Source organism: Mesorhizobium sp. B2-8-5 (assembly GCF_006440675.2).
In the GTDB taxonomy this organism is placed as follows: domain Bacteria; phylum Pseudomonadota; class Alphaproteobacteria; order Rhizobiales; family Rhizobiaceae; genus Mesorhizobium.
The window spans coordinates 1,746,490-1,766,119 of the sequence record NZ_CP083951.1; the positions used below are offsets into that span (position 1 = coordinate 1,746,490).

Below are 19,630 nucleotides of genomic sequence, written 5' to 3' on the forward strand. Positions count from 1 at the left end.
CGTTATTCCTTTCCGTTTGAGAGTTCGTGATGACTGAGGATTTCGAGGGCTCGAACGAGTGAAGAATGGTCAGCCTCCGCGCCGCCCGGCCGGGCCGAACAGGCATTCATCAGCTGTTGTGCCGTTGCGGTGCCCGGCAAGGCAACGCCGAGCGCGCGGGCGCTTTCCAGCGCAAGATTGAGATCCTTCTGATGCAGCCGGATACGAAAACCCGGCGCGAAGCTGCGGGCGATCATGCGTTCGCCATGTACCTCCAGGACCCGTGACGAGGCGAAGCCACCCATCAGCGCGCCGCGCACCTTGGCCGGATCGCAACCGGCCTTGCTGGCGAAGACCAGCGCCTCGGCGACCGCCTCGATGTTGAGCGCGACGATGATCTGGTTGGCGATCTTGCAGGTCTGGCCGGCGCCGTTGTTTTGCCCGATCAAGGTGATGTTCTTGCCGAGCCTCTCGAAGATCGGCAGCGCGCGCTCGAACTCGGCGGCCGGCCCGCCGACCATGATGGTGAGGCTGGCCGCCTTGGCACCGACCTCGCCGCCGGAGACCGGCGCATCGAGATAGCCTGCGCCTGCCTGCCTTATCTTCGCGGCGAAGCCGGCCGTGGCGATTGGACTGATCGAGCTCATGTCGATGACCAGCTTGCCGGCCGAAATTCCTTCCAGCACGCCGTTCTGCCCGAACAGGACGCGCTCGACGTCGGGCGTGTCGGGCAACATGGTGATGACGAACTCGGACGCCCGCGCCACCTCGGCGGGAGAGGCAACCACCGATGCGTCGAGGGCCTCCGGCAGGGGAGAGCGATTGAGGACGGTGACGATCTCATGCCCGGCATCGGCGAGATGCCGGGCCATCGGCGCGCCCATGACGCCAAGTCCGATGAAGCCGATTTTCATACGCAACTCCCATGCGGCGCCGGAGCGCCTTGCAGCTCAAGCTAGGCATATGATATAGGACATCATACAAATTTCAATGCACCTTCTTCACGACTGGAGACCGATCGCACATGCAGGAGCGCATTAATTCGCTGAAGGCGGCCGTACAGGCCGGCCGGGCTCATATCGGCATCTGGTGCTCCCTGGCCTCGGCGCTCACCACCGAAGTCGTCGCGGGCTCCGGGGCGGGCTGGCTGCTGATCGACGGCGAGCACAGCCCGAACGACCTGCGCGGCATCATGGCGCAGCTGCAGGTCGTGGCGGCGTTTCCTTGCGAAGCCGTGGTGCGCCTGCCATCCGACGATCCCAATCTGATGAAACAGGTGCTAGATGTCGGCGCCCGCAGCCTGATGATCCCGAATGTGCGGACGGCGGACCAGGCACGCGCAATCGTCGCGGCGATGACCTATGCGCCGGGCGGCTTCCGCGGTTTCTCGGTCGGCCACCGCGCCAATGCTTTCGGTCGCATCGCCGGCTACCACGCCAAGGCGCGCGAGCAGCAATTGCTTGCCGTGCAGATCGAGGACGAGGCCGGTGTGGCGAACGCCGCCGAAATCGCGGCGGTGGACGGTGTGGACGTTCTGTTCGTCGGGCCGGGCGACCTCTCCACCAATATGGGCGCGATGGGCAATCCTGGCGCCGGGCCTGTGCAGGAGGCGATATCGTCGGTACGCAAGGCCGCCGCCTCGGCAGACAAGGCCAGCGGCATCCTGGCTCCCGTGAAGGCCGATGCGGACCGCTACCTCGCCGACGGCTTCACCATGGTGGCGGTCGGTTCCGATCTCGGCCTGCTGGCGCGGGGTTCGGACGCCCTGGTCGCCTCGTTCAATCGGTAGGAATAATCATGGCAATCCCCCCTTACAAAGCACCGTCGCGCAACGCCTATGACATCGTCATCGTCGGCGGCGCGGTCGTCGGCTCGTCGACGGCCTATTGGCTGAGCCAGGCGCTGGGCAGCGGCGCTTCGATCCTCGTGGTCGAGCGCGACTCAAGCTACGAATTCTCCTCGACCGCGCTTTCCACCAGCGCGATCCGCCAGCAATATTCCAATCCGATCAATGTGAAGATCAGCCAGTTCGGCATCGAGATCATCCGTGGTTTCCAGGAGCGGATGGCCCCGTTCTACACGAACGAGCCGGCGCCCGATCTCGGCTTCAAGGAGCACGGGTATCTCTATTGCTGCTCGCCCGAGGGTGTGGAGGCGGCGCGTGAACGGGTCGAACTGCAGCGCAGCCTCGGCGCCCATACCGTCTTCCTCGAACCGGGCGCCTTGAAGGAACGTTTTCCATGGCTGAATGTCGACGATCTCGGCGGCGGTTCGTGGGGCGCTCGCGAAGAGGGCTGGTTCGACTCCATGGGCATGTTGAACGGCTTTCGCCGCGCCGCTCGGGGCAGCGGTGTCGAATATATCGACAATGCCGTGACGGCGCTGGACGTCGTTGACGGGCGGGTCGTCTCGGTGCGGCTCTCGACGGGCGAGACGGTCGCTTGCGGAACGCTGGTCAACGCGGCAGGTCCGCGAGCCCAGCAGGTCGCCGCCATGGCCGGGCTGTCCATTCCGGTCGCGCCTTACAAGCGCTACAGCTTCGTGTTCGCCAGCGCCAATGCGATCCCGGGCCGCATGCCCAATGTCATCGACCTTTCAGGCACATTCGTGCGGCCGGAGGGCGAGCTTTTCCTCACCGGCAACACGCCGCAGGGCGACGGGCCGGCCAGCTACGACGACTTCGAAATGCATTTCGAGGAGTTCGACGACCATATCTGGCCGGCGCTCTGGCACCGCATCCCGGCCTTCGACGCGCTGAAGGTGCAGACGAGCTGGACCGGCCATTACGAATACAACATGCTCGACCACAACGGCATTGTCGGCTTCCACCCGCAAGTGAAGAACTTCATGTTCGCCAACGGCTTTTCGGGGCACGGGCTGCAGCAGTCGCCGGCGGTCGGCCGTGCGGTGTCGGAGCTGATCGTCCACGGCGCGTTCCAGACGCTGGACCTTTCGTCATTCTGCTACGAAAGGATCGCGCGCAACGAACCGTTCCTCGAGGAAGCGGTGATCTAGAACCATCAGATTGCCGGATATCGCAAATCTACGGGCAGACAGACAGGGAACGAATTGCAGCACGCCTGAGCGAGGCGTTCGCTGCCAATGCAAGGTCGTTACAGAGGGACGCCATCAGATAATCCGCGCGGCCAGGCGCCTGGCCCGGTAGTTCAGGATTGCGGCGGTGACCCACGCACCTCAAACACTTTCGAGATAGGTCTCTATCTCGAAGTCGCTGACGTTGAGCGCGAAAGTGTTCAGCTCCTGGCGCTTGCAGGCGATGAAGGCGTCGCGCAGCACATCCGGGAAGATCTCGGCAACGCGCGGACCGGTCTCGAAGGCGGCGATCGCCGAGGCCCAGTCGGGCGGCAGCTTGGCGAGTGTCAGCCCCTGGCCCTCGCCGCCGGTCGGCTCGCCGGGCGAGAGCTGGCGCTCGATGCCGATCAACGCCGCGCCGAGGATTGCCGCCAGCACCAGATAGGGATTGGCGTCGGCGCCGGAGACGCGATGCTCGATGCGCCGCGCGGCCGACGGGCCGCCCGGAATGCGGATCGCCACCATGCGGTTTTCATAACCCCAGGCGACGGCGGTCGGCGCATAGGAACGCGGCCGCAGCCGGCGGTAGGAATTGAAATGCGGCGCGAACACCAGCGTGCTTTGAGCCATCGCGGCAAGCAGGCCGCCAACCGCGTGGCGCATGGTGTCGGAGCCCTGATCCGAGCCGTCGTCGAAGATGTTGCGGCCTTGCCTGTCGAGGACGCTGAAATGGACATGGAAGCCGTTTCCGGCGCGTTCGCCATAGGGCTTGGCCATGAAGCAGGCGGCGAAGCCATGTTTGCGGGCAATGCCCTTGACGGTGCGCTTGAAGAGCACGGCGTCGTCCGCGGCGCGCAGGGCGTCGGGCACGTGGTTGAGATTGATCTCGAACTGGCCGACGCCGTTCTCGGCGATCGCGGTGTCGACCGGAATGTCCTGCATGCGGCAGGCTTCGTAGATATCGTGGATGAAGGCTTCGAAATCGTCGACCTCGTCGATCGAAAGCGCCGCGTCGGAATCGAGACGCCGCCCGGTTACCGGCGAAACCGGTCCGACAGGCCGCTGCGACGTCGGATCGACAAGGTAGAATTCGAGTTCGGTCGCGGTAACGGGCGTCAGGCCGAGGGCGGCGTAGCGGTCGAGGATGCGTGCCAGCGCGCGGCGCGGATCGCCGAGGTAGGGTGCGCCGCTGTCGTCCGCCAGCCAGACCGGCAACAGCGCCGTCGGGTGCGCCGTCCAGTTGACGGGCAGTATGCCGCGTCCCGTCCAATGGCAAAGCCCGTCGGCGTCGCCGGTCGAGAACACCTGGGCGTTGCCTTCGATGTCCTCTCCCCATATGTCGAGCCCGATGGCCGAATAGGGCATGCGCAGCTTGCCTTCGAGCGCCTTGCGCGCCTGCTCGACCGGAATGCGCTTGCCGCGCATGATGCCGTTCAGGTCGCACACCGCCGCCCGCAGGCTCTGGATGTCCTTCCTGCCGTCCAGCCACTTCAAAACGTCCGCAATCGCATCGCTCAATTTCCAGCCCCTTTTTTCTCTGGGTGCTGTAGCCCTGTCGGCTACGATATCCAATTTTCAGCTTGTGAGTTCGTGAAGGCCAACACGGCTGCTGCCGAGTGGTTTCCCTTCATTTTTTCAAGTCACTAGCTGGGATATCGGGCGGCATTTCGGGTCCAAATTGTGCGATCTGCGATCGCAACATAGCGACCCGATTGACGAAAGCCAAGCCGAATTCGAGACCGGCTTGCCCGTCAGTGGCGCAGTTCCGGAAATTTCACCTGGCCGAGGATGTGGGCCGCGCCCTCGGCGATATCGCGCACGATCGCGGCGCGCGCCCTTTCGCCGTCGCCGGCCTCGATCGCCGCCACGACCTCCTCGTGATGGTCGATGCCGAGAATGCCGGCCAGGTCATCCTCGAAGCCGATGTGCAGGTTTCGCAGGAAGGGGCCGACCTGCATCCATACCGTCTCGATCAGGAAGAGCATCTGCTCGTTGCCGCAATGGCGGTAGATCGAGAATTTGAAGTCATAGTTCTTGCGCAGATAGTTATCGATCCCGCCGCCGCGGGCGGCTTCGGTAAGCTCGGCGCAGTGGCGCCGGATCGCGCGCAGATTGTTGCCGTTGATGAGTTTCGTCGCGAGCTCGGTGGCCGTGCCTTCCAGGATCGTGCGCACCGCGGTCAGTTGCTGGAAGCGGTCGGCCGAAATCAGCGGCACCTCGACGCTGCCGTTCGGCATCGGGCTCAGGGCTCTCAGCGCCTGCAGCCGCATGAAGGCGCTGCGCACCGGCATGTCGCTGGTGCCGAGCTCCTTGGCGAGCTTGCGCGAGGTCAGCTTCTGGCCAGGCTGGAGTTGCCCCGACATCAAGGCGCGCACGAGCTCCAGATAGACTTTCTCATGCAGGGGAACGGTATCGACAGCGGTCAGTCCGAATTGCGATTTGTCGGCCATTGGCGATACGCTGCTTCATCCGTCCTGAGATCTGTTTCGTCAGCTGATCCGCCGCCGGGATAGCTGGCCGGTCGTTTCGGCCGCACGATAGACGCTCAACGCGAACCGCGGCAAGGGCGGCCGGCGTTGCTATCCGATCCGCGCGTCGATGATCTCGACGAAGCGCGCGAAGAGACCCGCCTGCGACTTGATCTTGAGCTTGCGATAGATGTTGCGGCGGTGGACCTTGACGGTCCCCGGCACGATCCTGAGCGCCCTGGCGATCGATTCCGTGGAATGGCCCTGAAGCACCAGATCGACGACCTGTTTTTCACGTGAGGTCAGCGACAGGCTCTTCCAGATATGCGCGCGATCGAGTTCGTTGGCCGTTGCGATGGTCTCGCCGGAGGGCTGGGTCGAGACCTCTTCGGCAGGCAGGGACGGCCAGTGCTGCCTGCAGAAGCCGATCACCGCCGGCGCCATGTCACGCAGCAGCCTGGCATCCGCCGTTCCGAACGGCCCGGTGGCGCGCAGCCGCATCAGCGACAGCACCAGCGCGTCCTTGCCGGCCAGCGGCACGAAGAAGCCGACTTCCTCGGCAAGGCGGGTCTGGCTGTAATAGGACCGGTAATATTCGCTGGCATAGAAGCGGTCGGGCGCAAGCTCGCGCATGCGCCAAAAGCCTTCCTTGCGCTCGACGGCGGCGTGATGGAAGGGGTCGAGCAGATAGGGTCCTTCCTGATAGAGCGCGACGAAGATGTGGCTTTCGGCCGGCGAGAAGGTCTCGAACAGGAGCGGCGGCCTCGCGGCGCCGCGATAGCCGAAGATCACGCAGTGGTCGAAACGGACGTGCCCGCGCAGCCAGCCGACGATAGCCTTGCCGAAATGGTCGCCGCCGGTCTCGCGCGACGCGGCGATGACTGTGGCCAAGGCGTTGTAGTCGTCACTGCGGGAAGCGGCCAATTCATACCCCTCTAAACGATAAAATTGGCTAAATATACCACCTGCGAGGTATATACTAGGCGGCATTGCCTCTGCTAGCGTCAGGGCATTGCCTCACGCTGTCGCTGGAGCCCGTGGCTTGACTGCAGTGCCCGATATCGAATTTCGCGCGGTCACCAAGCGCTATGGCGCGGTCACCGCGGTCAGCGGCATCGACCTTGCCATCCCGCCTTCCGCCTTCGTCGCGCTGCTCGGCCCCTCAGGCTGCGGCAAGACGACCTGCCTTCGCATGATCGGCGGCTTCGAGCAGCCGAGCGAAGGCCAGGTGCTGATCCGCGGCCGCGACATGGCCGGCACGCCGCCCTACCGGCGGCCGGTCAACATGGTGTTCCAGCAATATGCGCTGTTCCCGCATCTCGATGTCGAGGAGAACATTTCCTACGGGCTGCACCAGGCGAGACCCAGGCTGTCGTCGCGCGATATCTCCTCCAGGGCCGGCGAGGCACTGGCCATGGTGCAGCTCGCCGGCTACGGACGCCGCAAGATCCACGAGCTTTCCGGCGGCCAGCAGCAGCGCGTGGCGCTCGCCCGCGCCCTGGTCAACAAGCCGGCGGTGCTGCTGCTCGACGAGCCGCTGGCGGCGCTCGACAAGAAGCTGCGCACCGACATGCAGATCGAGCTGCAAAACCTGCAGCGCGAGATCGGCATCACTTTCGTGCTGGTCACCCACGACCAGGAGGAAGCGCTGTCGATGAGCGACTTCGTCTGCGTCATGAATGGCGGCCGCGTCGTCCAGATCGGACAGCCAAGCGAAATCTATGATGAGCCGGCGGATCTGTTCGTGGCGGATTTCGTCGGCAAGACCAATCTCTTGAGCGGCAAGGTGGCCGGTCTCTCCGGCGATCTCGTCGATGTCGCGCTCGCCGACGGCACTGTGATTTCGGCGCGCAAGCGGTTGCCGCTCAGCCGGGGCGAGGCCGTATCCGTCAGCCTGCGGCCGGAATCGCTCAGCCTCTCAGCGCCCGGAGGCGGCAGCCTGAAAGGCATCGTCCGCAACCGCATATTCCTGGGTTCGACGGCGGAATACGCGATCGAGGTCCAGGGTATCGGATCGCTGCTCGCCAAGGCCGATCACGTGATCGGCCAGGGCAATCTCTTCAAGCCGGGCGAACCCGTCGCCATCGGCTTTGCCGCCGGAGCGCCGCTGGCGTTTCCGCACGCCAACAATAACGGGACCAACCAGAGGGAAGACCAACATGCCGAAATCCTATCGTGACGGACTGCCGATAAGCCCCGATAAATTCGTCGACCAGTTGATGCGCCTGAAGCGCGGCTCGATCAGCCGGCGCGATTTCCTCGGCCTCACCGGCCTCGGCGTCGCGACCGCGGTGATGGCGCGCGAGCTCGGCATCATGCCGACGCCAGCTTTTGCCGCTGAGGACCTCGGCGACCGCATGTCGATCGCCACTTGGCCGAACTACCACGACCCGCAGACCTTCGAGAATTTCAAGGCCGATACGGGCGTCGCCGTCGAGGTCAACGTCTTCGGCTCCAATGAGGAGATGCTGGCCAAGCTGCAGGCCGGCGGCTCGGGCTGGAGCCTGTTCGTGCCGACCAACTACACCATCTCGACCTACAAGAAGCTCGGCATCATCGAAGCCCTCGACATGGCCAAGCTCGGCAATTTCGATGGCAAGTCGGAAGATGCACGCTTCACCGCCGAGGGCACGATCGACGGGACGACCTACGCCGTGCCGAAGAACTGGGGCACGACCGGTTTTGCCGTGAACACCAAGAAGCTCACCAAGCCGATGTCGAGCTGGAAGGAATTCTGGGACACGGCGATGGCCGAAGGCGACGGCCGCACGATGGTGCACGACTATCAGCTGACCACGATCGGCAATGCGCTGAAATATTACGGCTATTCCTTCAATTCGCTGAAGCAGGACGAGCTCGCCAAGGCGGAGGAACTGCTGCTCAAGGTCAAGCCGCATCTGTTCGCGGTGTCGAGTGACTATCAGCCGGGAATGCGCGCCGGCGATGCCTGGATGACGATGTGCTGGACCAATGACGGGGCGCAGCTCCATCGCGACATCCCCGAAATCGCCTATGTGCTCGGCAAGGAAGGCGGCGAGATCTGGACCGATTTCTACGCGATTCCGAAGGATGCGCCGAACAAGCCGGCCGGCTACGCGCTGCTCAACTACCTGATGAACCCGAAGGTCGCGGTGAAGGAGCATCTGGCCAATGGCGCGCCCTCGACCGACGCGCGCGTCAACGCGCTGCTGCCGAAGGAAGTGCTGGACAACCCGATCCTCTATCCGGCCGCCGACCTGTTGAAGCCACTGGAGTTCGGCGCCGCCGCGACGCTCACCGATCCGGGCCGCGCCGAGCTGATGGCGCGCTTCAAGTCGGCTTGAGCGGGAACGGCCACAAACCCGAACCAGACAATGCGACCGGCGGACGAATGTCCGCCGGCTCCCAACCGGCTTTATCGATGCGCGGCAGTCTCTTTCGCAAAAACCTCATGACGGCGCTGCTGCTTGCTCCGGCGGCGCTGTGGCTGGTCGTCTTCCTGGTGCTGCCGTTCGTCGCCATCGCCATCTTCAGCGTCGGCGAGCGAGCGCCCGAAGGCGGCTACCAGGCAGCGCTGACTTTCGCGCAATACGCCAACCTGCCGGCGCGGGCGACCGCGTTCTGGAACACGATGGTGCTGGCCCCCGCCGGAGCGCTCGCCTGCCTGCTTGTCGCCTATCCCGTCGCCTACTATCTGGCGCTGCGGGCACCGGATCGCTGGCGATTGATCCTGCTCGCGCTGATCGTCATCCCGTTCTGGACCAGCCTTCTGATGCGCACCTATGCCTGGATGTACATCCTCGGCGGGCGCGGTATCCCGGCTTTGCTCGCCTATGTCGGCATCGAGGACCTGCGGCTGATCAACACGCCGGGTGCTGTTCTGCTCGGCATCGTCTACGGCTACCTGCCGCTGATGATCCTGCCGATCTATGTCAGCCTGGAGCGGCTCGACCGCCGGCTGCTGGAGGCTTCCGCCGATCTGGGTGCGACGCCGCTGTCGACCTTCCTCGGTGTGACGCTGAGGCTGTCGCTGCCCGGCGTCATGACCGGCTTCTCGCTGGTGATGATCCTGCTGCTCGGTGAGTACCTGATCCCGACGCTGCTCGGCGGCGGCAAGGTGTTCTTCATCGGCAACGCGCTGGTCGATCTCTTCCTGCAATCGCGCAACTGGCCGTTCGGATCGGCTATCGCCATCACGCTGGTGCTGGTCTCGGTCGTGGTGCTGATCGTCGCCAATCGCATCTCGACCCGGCTCTCGGGCGCACGCCGGGTGGACCTGATCTGATGCGCACCTTCGTCTTTGCCGTCTTTGCCTTCCTCTATCTGCCGATCGCGCTGGTCGTGCTGTTCTCCTTCAATGCCGGGCATCATGCCAGCGAGTTCACCGGCTTCTCGGTGCAATGGTACGGCAAGGCGCTGTCCAATCCCTTCCTGGTCGAAGCGCTGAAGAACAGCCTGTTCATCGCCACGACGAGCGCGCTGCTCGCGGCCTTCTGCGGCACGGCCGCGGCGCTCGGGCTGCAGCGCGTCGGCGCGCGGACGCGGGCGCTGTTCGACGCGCTGCTGGGCGCCGCGATCGTCGTTCCGGGCGTCGTCATCGGCATCTCGACGCTGGTGGCGCTGGTGCAGCTCTTCGCCGTCCTCAATCCGTTCCTCGCTTCGCTGTGGCCGACCGACCAGCCGCCGCGCCTCTCGCTCGGCTACGGCTCGATCATCGCCGCGCACGGATTGTTCTCGATGGCGCTGGTGACGATGATCGTCGGCACGCGGCTCAGCAGCCTCGACCGCAATCTGGTCGAGGCCTCGAGCGATCTCTATGCCACGCCGCTGACGACGTTCCGATCGATCGTGCTCCCGCAGATCATGCCGGCGGTGATCGCCGGCTTCCTGCTCGCCTTCACCTTCTCCTTCGACGACTTCATCATTGCCTTCTTCGTCGCCGGCGCGCAGACCACGCTGCCGATCTATGTCTTCGCCTCGATCCGGCGCGGCGTGACGCCGGAGATCAACGCCATCGCGACGATCGTGCTCTGCGCATCCGTCCTGCTCGTGCTGCTTGCGCAATGGCAGCTTGGCCGTCGAAAGCCATCGCCTTGAAAGACCAATCCATGATCCTGAAAGACCGTATTGCCGTGGTGACGGGCGCGGGGTCGGGCATCGGGCGCGCCGGGGCGATGATCATGGCTAGGGAAGGGGCGCTCGTGGTGATCGCGGACCGCGATCCGGCGGCGGGCGAAGCCACCGCCTCCGGCATCCGCGACGCCGGCGGCCGCGCCGAGGCTGTCGCCACCGATGTCGGCAACGACACGGCCGTCGAAGAGCTCATCCAGGGAACGCTCGTCAAGCATGGCCGGATCGATATCCTGCACAGCCATGCCGGCATCCAGGTCGGCGGCACGCTGACGGAAGTCGGCACCGACGGCATGGACGCCTCATGGCGCATCAATGTGCGGGCGCAATTCCTGGCGGCGAAGACCGTCATGCCGGCGATGATTGCCCAAGGTGGCGGCGTCATCCTCAACACGGCGTCCAATTCCGGTGTCTTCTACGACCGCGAGATGATCGCCTATGCCACCTCAAAGCACGCCGTGGTGGCGATGACCAGGCAGATGTCGCTCGACTACGCCAGGCACAATGTGCGCATCAACGCGCTCTGCCCGGGCTGGGTCGACACGCCGTTCAACGAGCCGTTTATCGCCCAGATGGGCGGCCGCGACGCGATCGAAAACTATGTCCGCACCAAGATCCCGATGGGGCGCTGGGCGAACGCGGAGGAGATCGCCGAAGCGATCCTGTTCCTCGTCTCCGACCGCTCGTCTTTCATGACCGGGCAGGCGCTGGTCGTCGATGGCGGCGAGAGCATCGGCTGATCTGGCCCAGCAAAGCGGGCTTGCGCGGGCGGCGATGATCGGTCAAACCATAATTCCACCTTTAGTGAGACCGGTCATGCAAGCTGCAAAACAGCAATACCGCGAAAGGCATCCGATTTTTGCCTGCGGTATTTCGTTTGCGCGCTCGGGGTATCGCTGATCATGCGCTGCTGCCGTCACGAGAACCTGCAGCGCGCGGAGGAGACCAAGGTCGGCTCGCATGTCGTTCGCGACGGCTGGACCGAGGGCGTGCAGGGCGCTCCGCACCCGGCCTTTCGGCCGGTCATCAGGCGGGCGTCCGTTCTCGGATAACGCAGCTCAGATAACGCCCCACCCGGAACGGACATGCCCGCCGAAGCGATCTCTCCTTCGTACGGACATGACCAATGCCTGACAATCTGAACACCTCATTCCCCGGCGCGGACACGCAAGGCTGGCTGAAGACGCATGCGATCAACGAAGTCGAATGCTTCGTGCCCGACGTCAACGGCGTGCTGCGCGGCAAGACCTTGCCGGTCGCGAAATTCCTCAAATCGCTCGAGGACCGCGCGCTCTATCTGCCGAGCAGCGCCTTCCTGGTCGCCATCGACGGCCGCTATTCCGGCTCCATCGACGAGGGCTTTGCCTATTCGGACCCCGACATGCGCATGGTGCCGGACACGTCCACGCTGTGCGTCGCGCCCGGCAGCGCTGGAAAGGCCTATGTCTTTGCCGACACCTTCCATATGGACGACCGGCCGTGGATGGCCTCGCCGCGCCATGTGCTGAGGTCCGTGCTCGACCTTTACCGCCGGCGTGGCTGGCGCGCGGTGATGGCGCCGGAGCTCGAATTCTATCTCACGGCGCCGAACCCCGATCCGGATCGCCCGATCACCGCGCCGACGGGACGCAACGGTCGGCCGGAAAGCGTGCAGCACCCTTACGACATGCAGGCGATGGAGGAGTTCGAAGCGGTGACGCGACGGATCTACGAACATGCCGCCGTCGCAGGTCTGCCGCTCGACACGCTGATCCACGAATCCGGCACGGCGCAGCTCGAGATCAATCTCCTGCATGGCGATCCGCTGGTGCTTGCCGACAAGGTGCTGTTGTTCAAACGCCTGGCGCGCCAGGCGGCGCAGGCGAATGGCATGCACGCCACCTTCATGGCCAAGCCGATCGCCGCGCAGGCCGGCAGCTCGATGCATCTGCACATGTCGATCGTCGACGAAGCGGGCGAGCCCTTGTTCGCTGGCGAAGACGGCGAGGACACCGGGATGTTCGCGCAGTTCATCGGCGGCCTGCAGAAATACATCCCCGAAATCATGCCGCTGTTCGCGCCCAACGTGAACTCCTACCGGCGCATCCGGCCGAACCACAGCGCTCCCGCCAACATCGAATGGTCGCACGACAACCGCTCCTGCGGTCTGCGCGTGCCGATGGGCGGGCGCGCCGCGCGGCGGATCGAAAACCGGCTGCCGGGGGCGGACGCCAATCCCTACCTCGCCATGGCCGGCTCGCTGATCGCCGGCTATCTCGGCATCGAGGAGAAGCTTACGCGCTCGGAAGAGGCCTTTGGCAATGCCTATAAAAGCAAGAGCACACTGCCAAAGACGATGGAGGAGGCGCTCGACCGCTTCGCGGCCTGCGAGCCCGTGCGGGCGCTGCTCGGCGAGGATTTCTTCCAGACCTATCTGCGCGTGAAGAGCGTCGAGCTCGACCTGTTCCAGAGCGTCGTGACGTCCTGGGAACGCGACCATCTGCTGCTCAAGGTGTGACCATGGCTTCGCGTTCGACAGGTTTCAATTCCGGTCTCGATATCGGCAAGTCCTATTATGTCGCCACCGCCAATCCGGCGCCCGACCATCCCGCACTTGCCGGCGATGTCGAGGCCGATCTGGTGGTGGTCGGCGGCGGCTGCACCGGCCTTTCGGCGGCGCTGCATGCGGCCGAGCGTGGTCTTAAAGTGGTGCTGCTCGAGGGCGGCAAGATCGGCTGGGGCGCCTCGGGCCGCAATGGCGGCCAGATGATCCCGGGCTTGCGCAAGGGCGCCAGGGGCCTGGTCAAGAGCTTTGGGCCGGAACGGGCAAAGGCGCTGTTCGACCTCGCCTTCGAGGCGCGCGGGCTGGTGCTCGACATCATCGAACGTCACGGCATCGACTGCGATCTGCGCCAGACCGGCCATCTGGTCGGCGCCGTCAGCGCTTCGGATGTGCGCGACTTCGCGCAAGAGGCTGAATGCCTCGCCAAGGTGATGAACTTCACCGATGTCGAGATCCTGTCGGCTTCGCAGGCGCGTCAGATGGTGGATACGCCCTATCAGGGCGCGGTCTACGAAAGGCTCGGCGGCCATATGCATCCGCTGAACTACACGCTGGGGCTTGCCCGCGCCGCTTCAACTGCCGGTGTCGTCATCCACGAGAACTCGGTTGCCGTCCGGCTGGAGCGTGAACCATCCATCCGGGTGTTCACCAACAAGGGTTCGGTTCGCGCCAGGCATGTGGTGCTGGCCGGCGATGCGCTGCTCAAGGGATTGGAGCCGCGCGTCAACGGCCGCATCATGCCGGTCGGCAACTATATCGTCGCCACCGAGCCCTTGGGCGAGCGCAATGTCATCCCGGCGAATGTCGCCGTCTCGGATACGCTGTTCGTCGTCAACTACTACCGCATGTCGGCCGATGGCCGCCTGCTGTTCGGCGGTGGCGAGCGCTACACGCCGTCGCCGCCGGCCGACATCGCCGGCTTCGTGCGGCCGCATATGGAAAAGACCTTTCCGCAGCTCCAGGGCTGCCGCATCGACCATGCCTGGGGTGGGCTGGTGTCGGTGACGACCTCGCGCCTGCCGCATGTCGGGCATTATGGCGAGGTCTATTTCGCGCATGGCTATTCCGGCAAGGGCGTCATCCTGTCGACGCTGTCGGGCAAGCTTCTGGCGGAAGCGATCACGGGCGATGCCTCGCGGCTCGATCTGTTCTCGACGCTGACGCCGCTGCCGTTCCCGGGCGGAACGGCGCTGCGCGGTCCGCTCTATGTGCTCGGCATGCTGTGGTATGCGATGCGCGATCGGCTCAGACACTGACGCTGGCTTTCCTGTCCCCGGCGTGGCTAATGTCTCCGCGCCGGGGGCCTTGAGAGGGAAGGGCGATGAATATCGAGCCGGGCCGGCTGACGAAGAAAGAGCGACATGAGCTGATCCTGTCGGAGGTGCGGCGCTCGGCCTCGATCCGCATCTCGAAGCTTGCGCGCCGGATCGGCGTCGCCGGCGAAACCATCCGCCGCGACCTGATCGAGCTCGGCGAGGCGGGGCTCATCAACCGCACCTATGGCGGCGCCACCATTTCGCTGGTGACGTCGGAACCGGTGATCGCCGAACGCGGCCTTACCATGGTCGAGGAGCGGGCTCGCGTCGGACGCGGCGCCGCCGGACTGATCGAGCGAGGCCGCATCGTGATGATCGATGGCGGATCGACCACCTACGAGGTCGCGCGCAGCCTGTCGCAGCTCGGCAGGGATCTGACGATCATCACCAACTCCGTCGGCGCCGCCTCGGTGGCCGGCGCCAATCCGACCTTTCGCGTCATCCTTTGCCCAGGCACCTATGACAGCCGCGAGGCCGCGGTGCTCGGCGAGGACACGGTCGAATTCGTGCACCGCTACAATGCCGACGTCGCCATCATCGGCGCCTCGGCGCTGAATGCCGAAGGCCCGAGCGACATGATTTCGGGCGCCGCGGCGGTGAAGCGCGCGATGATAGGACGATCGTTGTCGACGATGCTGGTCGTCACCAACGACAAGTTCGGCCGCAGCGGCCTCGAACGCGTGTGCGCGCTGAGCGAGATTTCCGACGTCGTCACCGACAGCGAGCCGACGGCGGCACTGCGCGCCGCGATCGACGAGGCAGGCGGCGAGCTGCACGTCTTTGCCGAGAGCTAAAGCGCGTCGCGATCTTTCAGATCCGCTCCGTGCGCCTAGGGCTTTGATTTTACGCATGTCTTTGTTCCGAAACCGGTTCCCACTTTCGGGAGACATGCTTTAATTTCGTGGCTAAGCGTCTCGATTGGTCAGCGCGATGTGGCAGCAGCCGGGGCCATGGCCCGGTGTCCAGGTGACATTGGCGAAGCGCACGCCGGTCGCCTCGAACAGGCCGCGGTCGAAGGCGCCGGCGATGCGGCAGAGCGTGGCGAGTTTCTCCTCGCCGACGCCGGCCTCGACCCAGGCATCCTTCAGCGGGCAGCGCTTCACCTTGAAGGCAATGTGGTCCTGCCCTCGCTCGACATCGGTGGGATACATGCGCCCGCCATCCGGGCTGACGGCGAGAAACGCTTCGCCGATCGCCGGCGCGTCATTGGGGCCGAAGCCGGCGAAGGCCGCCGCCGCGACCTCCCGGCCGCGCTTCTCGATGCTGCGGATCATCACCGCCTCGGCCCTCTCGGCGCCGAGCTCGGCGGTCAGTTCGTCGAGGAAGAGGCGGTAGAGGTCGGCGCGGTTGCGGAAGGCGGAGTCGAGCTCGCCCGACAACTTTTCGGCTCTGGCGGATTCGGGATCGGTCATGGTGAGTCCTGATTGGTTCTTACAAGCTTCGGCGTCGCCGCCACCAGCGCCTTGCCGATCGCCGATTGCGGGTTGGCGATGACGGCGCGGGCATCGCCGCTCTCGGCGACCCTGCCGGCATCGAGGATGATGACGCGGTGCGCCACGGCACGGATGACGCCGAGGTCATGGGAAATGAACAGATAGGCGATCCGTTCCTGCCGTTGCAGGTCGAGCAGCAGTTCCAGGATCTGCCCGCGCACCGATACGTCGAGGGCCGACACCGCCTCATCGAGGACGATCAGCGACGGTCGCGTGGCGATGGCGCGGGCGATCGCCACGCGCTGGCGCTGGCCGCCGGAAATCTCGTGGATGGCGCGTTGGGCAAGGCCTGAATCGAGGCCGACGCGCTCGAGCAGCGCCGCGATCCGGTGCGGGCGTTCCGCGCGCGAGGCGATGTTGTGAACGCGCAGGGGATCGTCCAGCACGCGCGCCACCGTGGCGCGCGGATTGAAGGCGGCGAGCGGATCCTGGAACACCATTTGCAGGCGGGCGCGGCGCGCGCGCAGCGCGGCGCCCGACAGCGCGAGGAAATCCGGGCCTTCGAAGTCGATGCGGCCGGCATCGGGCTCGATCAGACGCAGCACCAGCCTGGCGATCGTCGATTTGCCGCTGCCGGAGGGACCTGCCAGCGCCAGGGTTTCCGCCGCCTCGATCTCGAAGGACACGTCGTCGACCGCCGCGAAAGGCCTGCCGCCACGATGGTAGCGCTTGGCGAGACTGGAGACGGCAAGCACGGTCATGCCGAGGCGCCTTGCCGGCCAAGCAAAGGCTTGGCGTCGAGGCCAAGATGGGCATCGAGCAGGGACCGCGTATAGGCATGGCGCGGCGCATTGATGATCTGGTCCGTCTCGCCGAGCTCGATCGGTTCGCCGTGGCGCAGTACCGCGATACGATCGGCAAGCGAGGCGGCGAGCGCGATGTCGTGGCTGATGAAAAGCAGCGTCATGCCGTCCTCGGCGACAAGGCGGCGGATCAGGGTAACGATCTCGGCCTGGACGATGGTGTCGAGCGCGCTGGTCGCTTCGTCGGCGATCAACAGTCTGGGGCCGGCGGCAATTGCCGCGGCGATGGCCACGCGCTGCTTCTGGCCGCCGGAAAGCTGGTGGGGATAGGCGTGGAGGGCCGAGTCCGGATCGGGGAGACGGACGCGTTCGACCAGGGTCTTGGCCTTGGCGAAGGCGTCAGGCCAGGTCAGGTCGAGATGGGTGCGGGCGACCTCGGCGATCTGCCTGCCGACCGGCATCACCGGATCGAGGCTTGAGGAGGGGTCCTGGAAGACGAAGCCGATGTCACGGCCGAGGTGGGGTGCCTGGTTTTCGCCAATCGTGGATAGGTCGCGTTCTGTCGCGCCCCCCTCTGTCCTGCCGGACATCTCCCCCACAAGGGGGGAAATTGAACTGTCGCGTCTGCTTTCGCCAATGGCCGGCGTTGCAAAAGGAGAGCCGGCGACGGAACTGCTGATCTCCCCCCTTGTGGGGGAGATGTCCGGCAGGACAGAGGGGGGCGCGAAGGAACGGGACGATCGAGGTTTCTGCCACTCAATCGAACCTTCGATCTTGGCCGACCTCGGCAGCAATCCCGCAATCGCCAGCGCCAGCGTGCTCTTGCCGGACCCGCTTTCGCCGATGATCGCCAGGCGCTCTCCGGCGGCGATCTCCAGGCTGACGCCTTTCAACGCTGCCACCTCAACACCATCGCGTCGGTAACCAACCACCAGATCGCGTATCGAAAGCAGCGCGGTCACGACAGGCTCCTGCGCACGGCGGTGCTTTCCACCACGCCTTCGCCGGCGAGGTAGACACCGAGCACCGTCAGCACGAGCGCCACGCCGGGAACGATCGACAAAAACGGCGCGGTTCGCAGCACCGTGCGGCCCTCGGCGATCATGCCGCCCCAGGTGACGCGGTTGGGGTCGCCGAGGCCGAGGAAGGAGAGCGCCGCTTCGGTGAGGATCGCCGCCGCGACGATCACCGAGGACAGCGCCAGCACCGGCGGCAGGGCATTGGGCAGCACCTCGCGAAAGGCGATTTCGAGCGGATGCATGCCGATGACGCGGGCGCCGGCGACATAGTCGCGCTCGCGGATCGACAGGACTTCCGCGCGTGCCACCCGCGCCGGTCCGGTCCAGGCGCCGAGCGCGATCGCCGCGACGACGACGCCGAGCGAGGGGCCGACAATGCTGACGAAGGCGAGCGCCAGCAGGAAGCTCGGCACTGTCTGGAAGGCGTCGGTGACGCGCATCAGCATTTCGTCGACGAGCCCTCCGGCAAAGCCGGCCAAAGTGCCGATCACCGCGCCGATCAGGAGCGCCGCGGCGGCCGCCGCCAGGCCGACCGCCAGCGAGGTGCGGGCGCCATGGAACAGCTCGGCCAGCACGTCGCGACCGAGCCGGTCGGTGCCGAGCGGCAGCGACCAGTCCTGGAACGGCGGCAGCAGTGCCGGCCCGGCGATCGCCTGCGGGTCGCCGGGAAACAGCAGCGGCGCCGCCAACGCCATCACGATGAGCAGGGCCAGGATGATTGCGCCGGCGAATGCTTCCGGCGTGCGCAAGAAACGACGCAGGCGGTTCATGCGCTGGCCTCGCCGGCGCCGACGCGCGGATCGAGGAAAGCGTAGGCGAGGTCGACCAGGAGATTGATGACGATGACGAGGACGGCGCTGACCAGGATGATGCCGAGCAGCAGCGGCGTGTCGCGCCCGGCGACGGCTTCCTGCGCCAGGCGGCCGAGGCCCGGCACGGCAAAGACGCTTTCGATGACGACGCTGCCGCCGAGCATCTGTGCCGATTGCAGGCCGAGCATGGTGATGAGCGGCAGCAGCGCGTTGCGGGCGACGTGGGCAAGCACGATGCGGTGGCGCGGCAAGCCTCGCGCACGAGCGGCAAGCACGAAATCCTGCCGCCAGGCCTCGGCCATGCCGGCGCGCATCATGCGCAGATAAAGCGCAAGATAGATGAAACCGAGGGCCGAGACCGGCAGCACGAGATGGGTGGCGATGTCGGCGGCCCGCGCCAACCCGGTCTTGCCGGAGGCGATGGTCTCGATGCCGCCGATCGGCAGCCAGCGCAGGTCGACGGCGAAGACGACGATGAGCACAAGGCCGAGCCAGAAGCCGGGCACGGCATAGAGCGCCAGCGAGCCGATCGACAGGAAGCGGTCGCGAAAGCTGCCGGGCCGGGCGCCGGCATAGATGCCAAGCGCCGAGCCCAGGCCGAAGGAAAGCGCGGTGGCGCTGCCCATCAGGACCAGCGTGGTCGGCAGGCGTTCGAGGATGACATCGCGGATCGGCCGCGAGAAGGTGACGGACTGGCCAAGGTCGAGATGCAGCAGCGCCCAGAGGTAGTTGGCTAGCCGCGTCAGTTCCGACTGGTCCAGGCCCCAGCGGTGGCGCAGCAATTCGATCATACCGGCATCGCCACCGGTCGAGACGATATAGGCGTCGACCGCGTCGCCGGGGGCGGCTTCGAGCAGCAGGAAGCTGCCGATGACGACGATCAGCAGCACGAAGACGCTGCCGACGAGACGGCGGCGGAGAAGCGTGAGGGCGCGGGTCATGCGCGCCTCGAAGGTTTGGAGAAAGGCTCGCTATAAGAAACGCCGAGCCCAGGCACCCCCCTCTGTCCTGCCGGACATCTCCCCCGCAAGCGGGGAGATTGGCTGTCATCGACGGCTTCGCCAATCTCCAACTTTGCAGAACTGGCGGGACGGACAAGCTGCTGATCTCCCCCCT

The 19,630-nt window shown here is 65.5% G+C and carries 19 protein-coding genes; 10 read left to right on the forward strand and 9 right to left on the reverse strand.

The window, feature by feature from the left end; all coding sequences use genetic code 11:
* Positions 1-2: 2 nt before the first annotated feature.
* Positions 3-893, reverse strand: a complete 891-nt coding sequence (locus FJ430_RS08470; protein ID WP_140709488.1) for a 2-hydroxy-3-oxopropionate reductase — start codon at positions 891-893, stop codon at positions 3-5.
* A gap of 110 nt (positions 894-1,003) precedes the next feature.
* Between FJ430_RS08470 and FJ430_RS08475 the strand changes: the two genes are divergently transcribed.
* The gene (locus FJ430_RS08475; RefSeq protein WP_140709490.1) at positions 1,004-1,768 is read left to right on the forward strand and encodes an HpcH/HpaI aldolase family protein; all 765 of its coding nucleotides are present in this window, start codon (positions 1,004-1,006) and stop codon (positions 1,766-1,768) included.
* Between the two features lie 8 nt (positions 1,769-1,776).
* Positions 1,777-2,994 (forward strand): NAD(P)/FAD-dependent oxidoreductase, encoded by a 1,218-nt coding sequence (locus FJ430_RS08480; protein WP_140709492.1) that lies wholly within the window; start codon positions 1,777-1,779, stop codon positions 2,992-2,994.
* A 180-nt stretch (positions 2,995-3,174) separates the two neighbouring features.
* Here the strand turns inward: FJ430_RS08480 and FJ430_RS08485 are convergent, their stop codons facing one another.
* The 3 genes from FJ430_RS08485 to FJ430_RS08495 form a co-directional block, all read right to left on the reverse strand.
* On the reverse strand, positions 3,175-4,530 hold the full coding sequence (locus FJ430_RS08485; RefSeq protein ID WP_140709494.1) for a glutamine synthetase family protein: 1,356 nt from the start codon (positions 4,528-4,530) through the stop codon (positions 3,175-3,177).
* Positions 4,531-4,763: 233 nt separating this feature from the next.
* Complete coding sequence (locus tag FJ430_RS08490) at positions 4,764-5,462, reverse strand: GntR family transcriptional regulator (RefSeq protein ID WP_140709496.1); 699 nt, start codon at positions 5,460-5,462, stop codon at positions 4,764-4,766.
* A gap of 129 nt (positions 5,463-5,591) precedes the next feature.
* Entirely contained in the window at positions 5,592-6,404 is an 813-nt protein-coding gene (locus FJ430_RS08495) for a helix-turn-helix transcriptional regulator (RefSeq protein ID WP_226892117.1), read from the reverse strand.
* 118 nt (positions 6,405-6,522) lie between these two features.
* On the opposite strand from FJ430_RS08495, the gene FJ430_RS08500 reads away from it, so the two are divergent.
* From FJ430_RS08500 to FJ430_RS08535, 8 genes are all read left to right on the forward strand, one after another.
* The gene (locus FJ430_RS08500) at positions 6,523-7,659 is read left to right on the forward strand and encodes an ABC transporter ATP-binding protein (RefSeq protein ID WP_140709500.1); all 1,137 of its coding nucleotides are present in this window, start codon (positions 6,523-6,525) and stop codon (positions 7,657-7,659) included.
* Positions 7,640-8,803 carry an ABC transporter substrate-binding protein gene (locus FJ430_RS08505; protein ID WP_140644660.1) on the forward strand — a complete coding sequence of 388 codons (1,164 nt, stop codon included), beginning with the start codon at positions 7,640-7,642 and terminating at the stop codon, positions 8,801-8,803. Before FJ430_RS08500 ends, FJ430_RS08505 begins: the two co-directional genes overlap by 20 nt.
* 47 nt (positions 8,804-8,850) lie before the next feature.
* Complete coding sequence (locus tag FJ430_RS08510) at positions 8,851-9,744, forward strand: ABC transporter permease (RefSeq protein ID WP_181175545.1); 894 nt, start codon at positions 8,851-8,853, stop codon at positions 9,742-9,744.
* The gene (locus FJ430_RS08515; RefSeq protein WP_140709505.1) at positions 9,744-10,556 is read left to right on the forward strand and encodes an ABC transporter permease; all 813 of its coding nucleotides are present in this window, start codon (positions 9,744-9,746) and stop codon (positions 10,554-10,556) included. Before FJ430_RS08510 ends, FJ430_RS08515 begins: the two co-directional genes overlap by 1 nt.
* An 11-nt stretch (positions 10,557-10,567) precedes the next feature.
* Positions 10,568-11,329, forward strand: a complete 762-nt coding sequence (locus tag FJ430_RS08520; RefSeq protein WP_140709507.1) for an SDR family NAD(P)-dependent oxidoreductase — start codon at positions 10,568-10,570, stop codon at positions 11,327-11,329.
* A gap of 386 nt (positions 11,330-11,715) precedes the next feature.
* Positions 11,716-13,086 (forward strand): glutamine synthetase family protein, encoded by a 1,371-nt coding sequence (locus FJ430_RS08525; RefSeq protein WP_140709509.1) that lies wholly within the window; start codon positions 11,716-11,718, stop codon positions 13,084-13,086.
* Between the two features lie 2 nt (positions 13,087-13,088).
* Positions 13,089-14,387 (forward strand): NAD(P)/FAD-dependent oxidoreductase, encoded by a 1,299-nt coding sequence (locus FJ430_RS08530; RefSeq protein ID WP_140709511.1) that lies wholly within the window; start codon positions 13,089-13,091, stop codon positions 14,385-14,387.
* Between the two features lie 65 nt (positions 14,388-14,452).
* Positions 14,453-15,241, forward strand: a complete 789-nt coding sequence (locus FJ430_RS08535; protein WP_226892118.1) for a DeoR/GlpR family DNA-binding transcription regulator — start codon at positions 14,453-14,455, stop codon at positions 15,239-15,241.
* A 111-nt stretch (positions 15,242-15,352) separates the two neighbouring features.
* On the opposite strand, the gene FJ430_RS08540 is transcribed toward FJ430_RS08535, so the two are convergent.
* The 5 genes from FJ430_RS08540 to FJ430_RS08560 are packed head-to-tail and all read right to left on the reverse strand — an operon-like array spanning position 15,353 to position 19,455.
* A complete protein-coding gene (locus FJ430_RS08540; RefSeq protein WP_140709513.1) occupies positions 15,353-15,859 on the reverse strand; it encodes an L-2-amino-thiazoline-4-carboxylic acid hydrolase in 507 nt (168 codons plus the stop codon).
* Complete coding sequence (locus FJ430_RS08545; RefSeq protein ID WP_140709515.1) at positions 15,856-16,641, reverse strand: ABC transporter ATP-binding protein; 786 nt, start codon at positions 16,639-16,641, stop codon at positions 15,856-15,858. Before FJ430_RS08545 ends, FJ430_RS08540 begins: the two co-directional genes overlap by 4 nt.
* Positions 16,638-17,645: an ABC transporter ATP-binding protein gene (locus FJ430_RS08550; protein WP_181175546.1), complete on the reverse strand. Its 1,008-nt coding sequence runs from the start codon at positions 17,643-17,645 to the stop codon at positions 16,638-16,640. Before FJ430_RS08550 ends, FJ430_RS08545 begins: the two co-directional genes overlap by 4 nt.
* Positions 17,642-18,472, reverse strand: a complete 831-nt coding sequence (locus FJ430_RS08555) for an ABC transporter permease (protein ID WP_140709517.1) — start codon at positions 18,470-18,472, stop codon at positions 17,642-17,644. The genes FJ430_RS08550 and FJ430_RS08555 overlap by 4 nt, the downstream gene beginning before the upstream one ends.
* Positions 18,469-19,455 (reverse strand): ABC transporter permease, encoded by a 987-nt coding sequence (locus FJ430_RS08560; RefSeq protein WP_140709519.1) that lies wholly within the window; start codon positions 19,453-19,455, stop codon positions 18,469-18,471. Before FJ430_RS08560 ends, FJ430_RS08555 begins: the two co-directional genes overlap by 4 nt.
* Between the last annotated feature and the right edge of the window lie 175 nt (positions 19,456-19,630).

Bases quoted from the DNA above. Each gene is read 5' to 3' on its own strand.
- FJ430_RS08470 (WP_140709488.1), bottom strand. From the start codon at position 893: ATGAAAATCGGCTTCATCGGACTTGGCGTCATGGGCGCGCCGATGGCC.
- FJ430_RS08475 (WP_140709490.1), top strand. From the start codon at position 1,004: ATGCAGGAGCGCATTAATTCGCTGAAGGCGGCCGTACAGGCCGGCCGG.
- FJ430_RS08480 (WP_140709492.1), top strand. From the start codon at position 1,777: ATGGCAATCCCCCCTTACAAAGCACCGTCGCGCAACGCCTATGACATC.
- FJ430_RS08490 (WP_140709496.1), bottom strand. From the start codon at position 5,462: ATGGCCGACAAATCGCAATTCGGACTGACCGCTGTCGATACCGTTCCC.
- FJ430_RS08505 (WP_140644660.1), top strand. From the start codon at position 7,640: ATGCCGAAATCCTATCGTGACGGACTGCCGATAAGCCCCGATAAATTC.
- FJ430_RS08510 (WP_181175545.1), top strand. From the start codon at position 8,851: ATGTCCGCCGGCTCCCAACCGGCTTTATCGATGCGCGGCAGTCTCTTT.
- FJ430_RS08515 (WP_140709505.1), top strand. From the start codon at position 9,744: ATGCGCACCTTCGTCTTTGCCGTCTTTGCCTTCCTCTATCTGCCGATC.
- FJ430_RS08520 (WP_140709507.1), top strand. From the start codon at position 10,568: ATGATCCTGAAAGACCGTATTGCCGTGGTGACGGGCGCGGGGTCGGGC.
- FJ430_RS08525 (WP_140709509.1), top strand. From the start codon at position 11,716: ATGCCTGACAATCTGAACACCTCATTCCCCGGCGCGGACACGCAAGGC.
- FJ430_RS08530 (WP_140709511.1), top strand. From the start codon at position 13,089: ATGGCTTCGCGTTCGACAGGTTTCAATTCCGGTCTCGATATCGGCAAG.
- FJ430_RS08535 (WP_226892118.1), top strand. From the start codon at position 14,453: ATGAATATCGAGCCGGGCCGGCTGACGAAGAAAGAGCGACATGAGCTG.
- FJ430_RS08540 (WP_140709513.1), bottom strand. From the start codon at position 15,859: ATGACCGATCCCGAATCCGCCAGAGCCGAAAAGTTGTCGGGCGAGCTC.
- FJ430_RS08545 (WP_140709515.1), bottom strand. From the start codon at position 16,641: ATGACCGTGCTTGCCGTCTCCAGTCTCGCCAAGCGCTACCATCGTGGC.
- FJ430_RS08555 (WP_140709517.1), bottom strand. From the start codon at position 18,472: ATGAACCGCCTGCGTCGTTTCTTGCGCACGCCGGAAGCATTCGCCGGC.
- FJ430_RS08560 (WP_140709519.1), bottom strand. From the start codon at position 19,455: ATGACCCGCGCCCTCACGCTTCTCCGCCGCCGTCTCGTCGGCAGCGTC.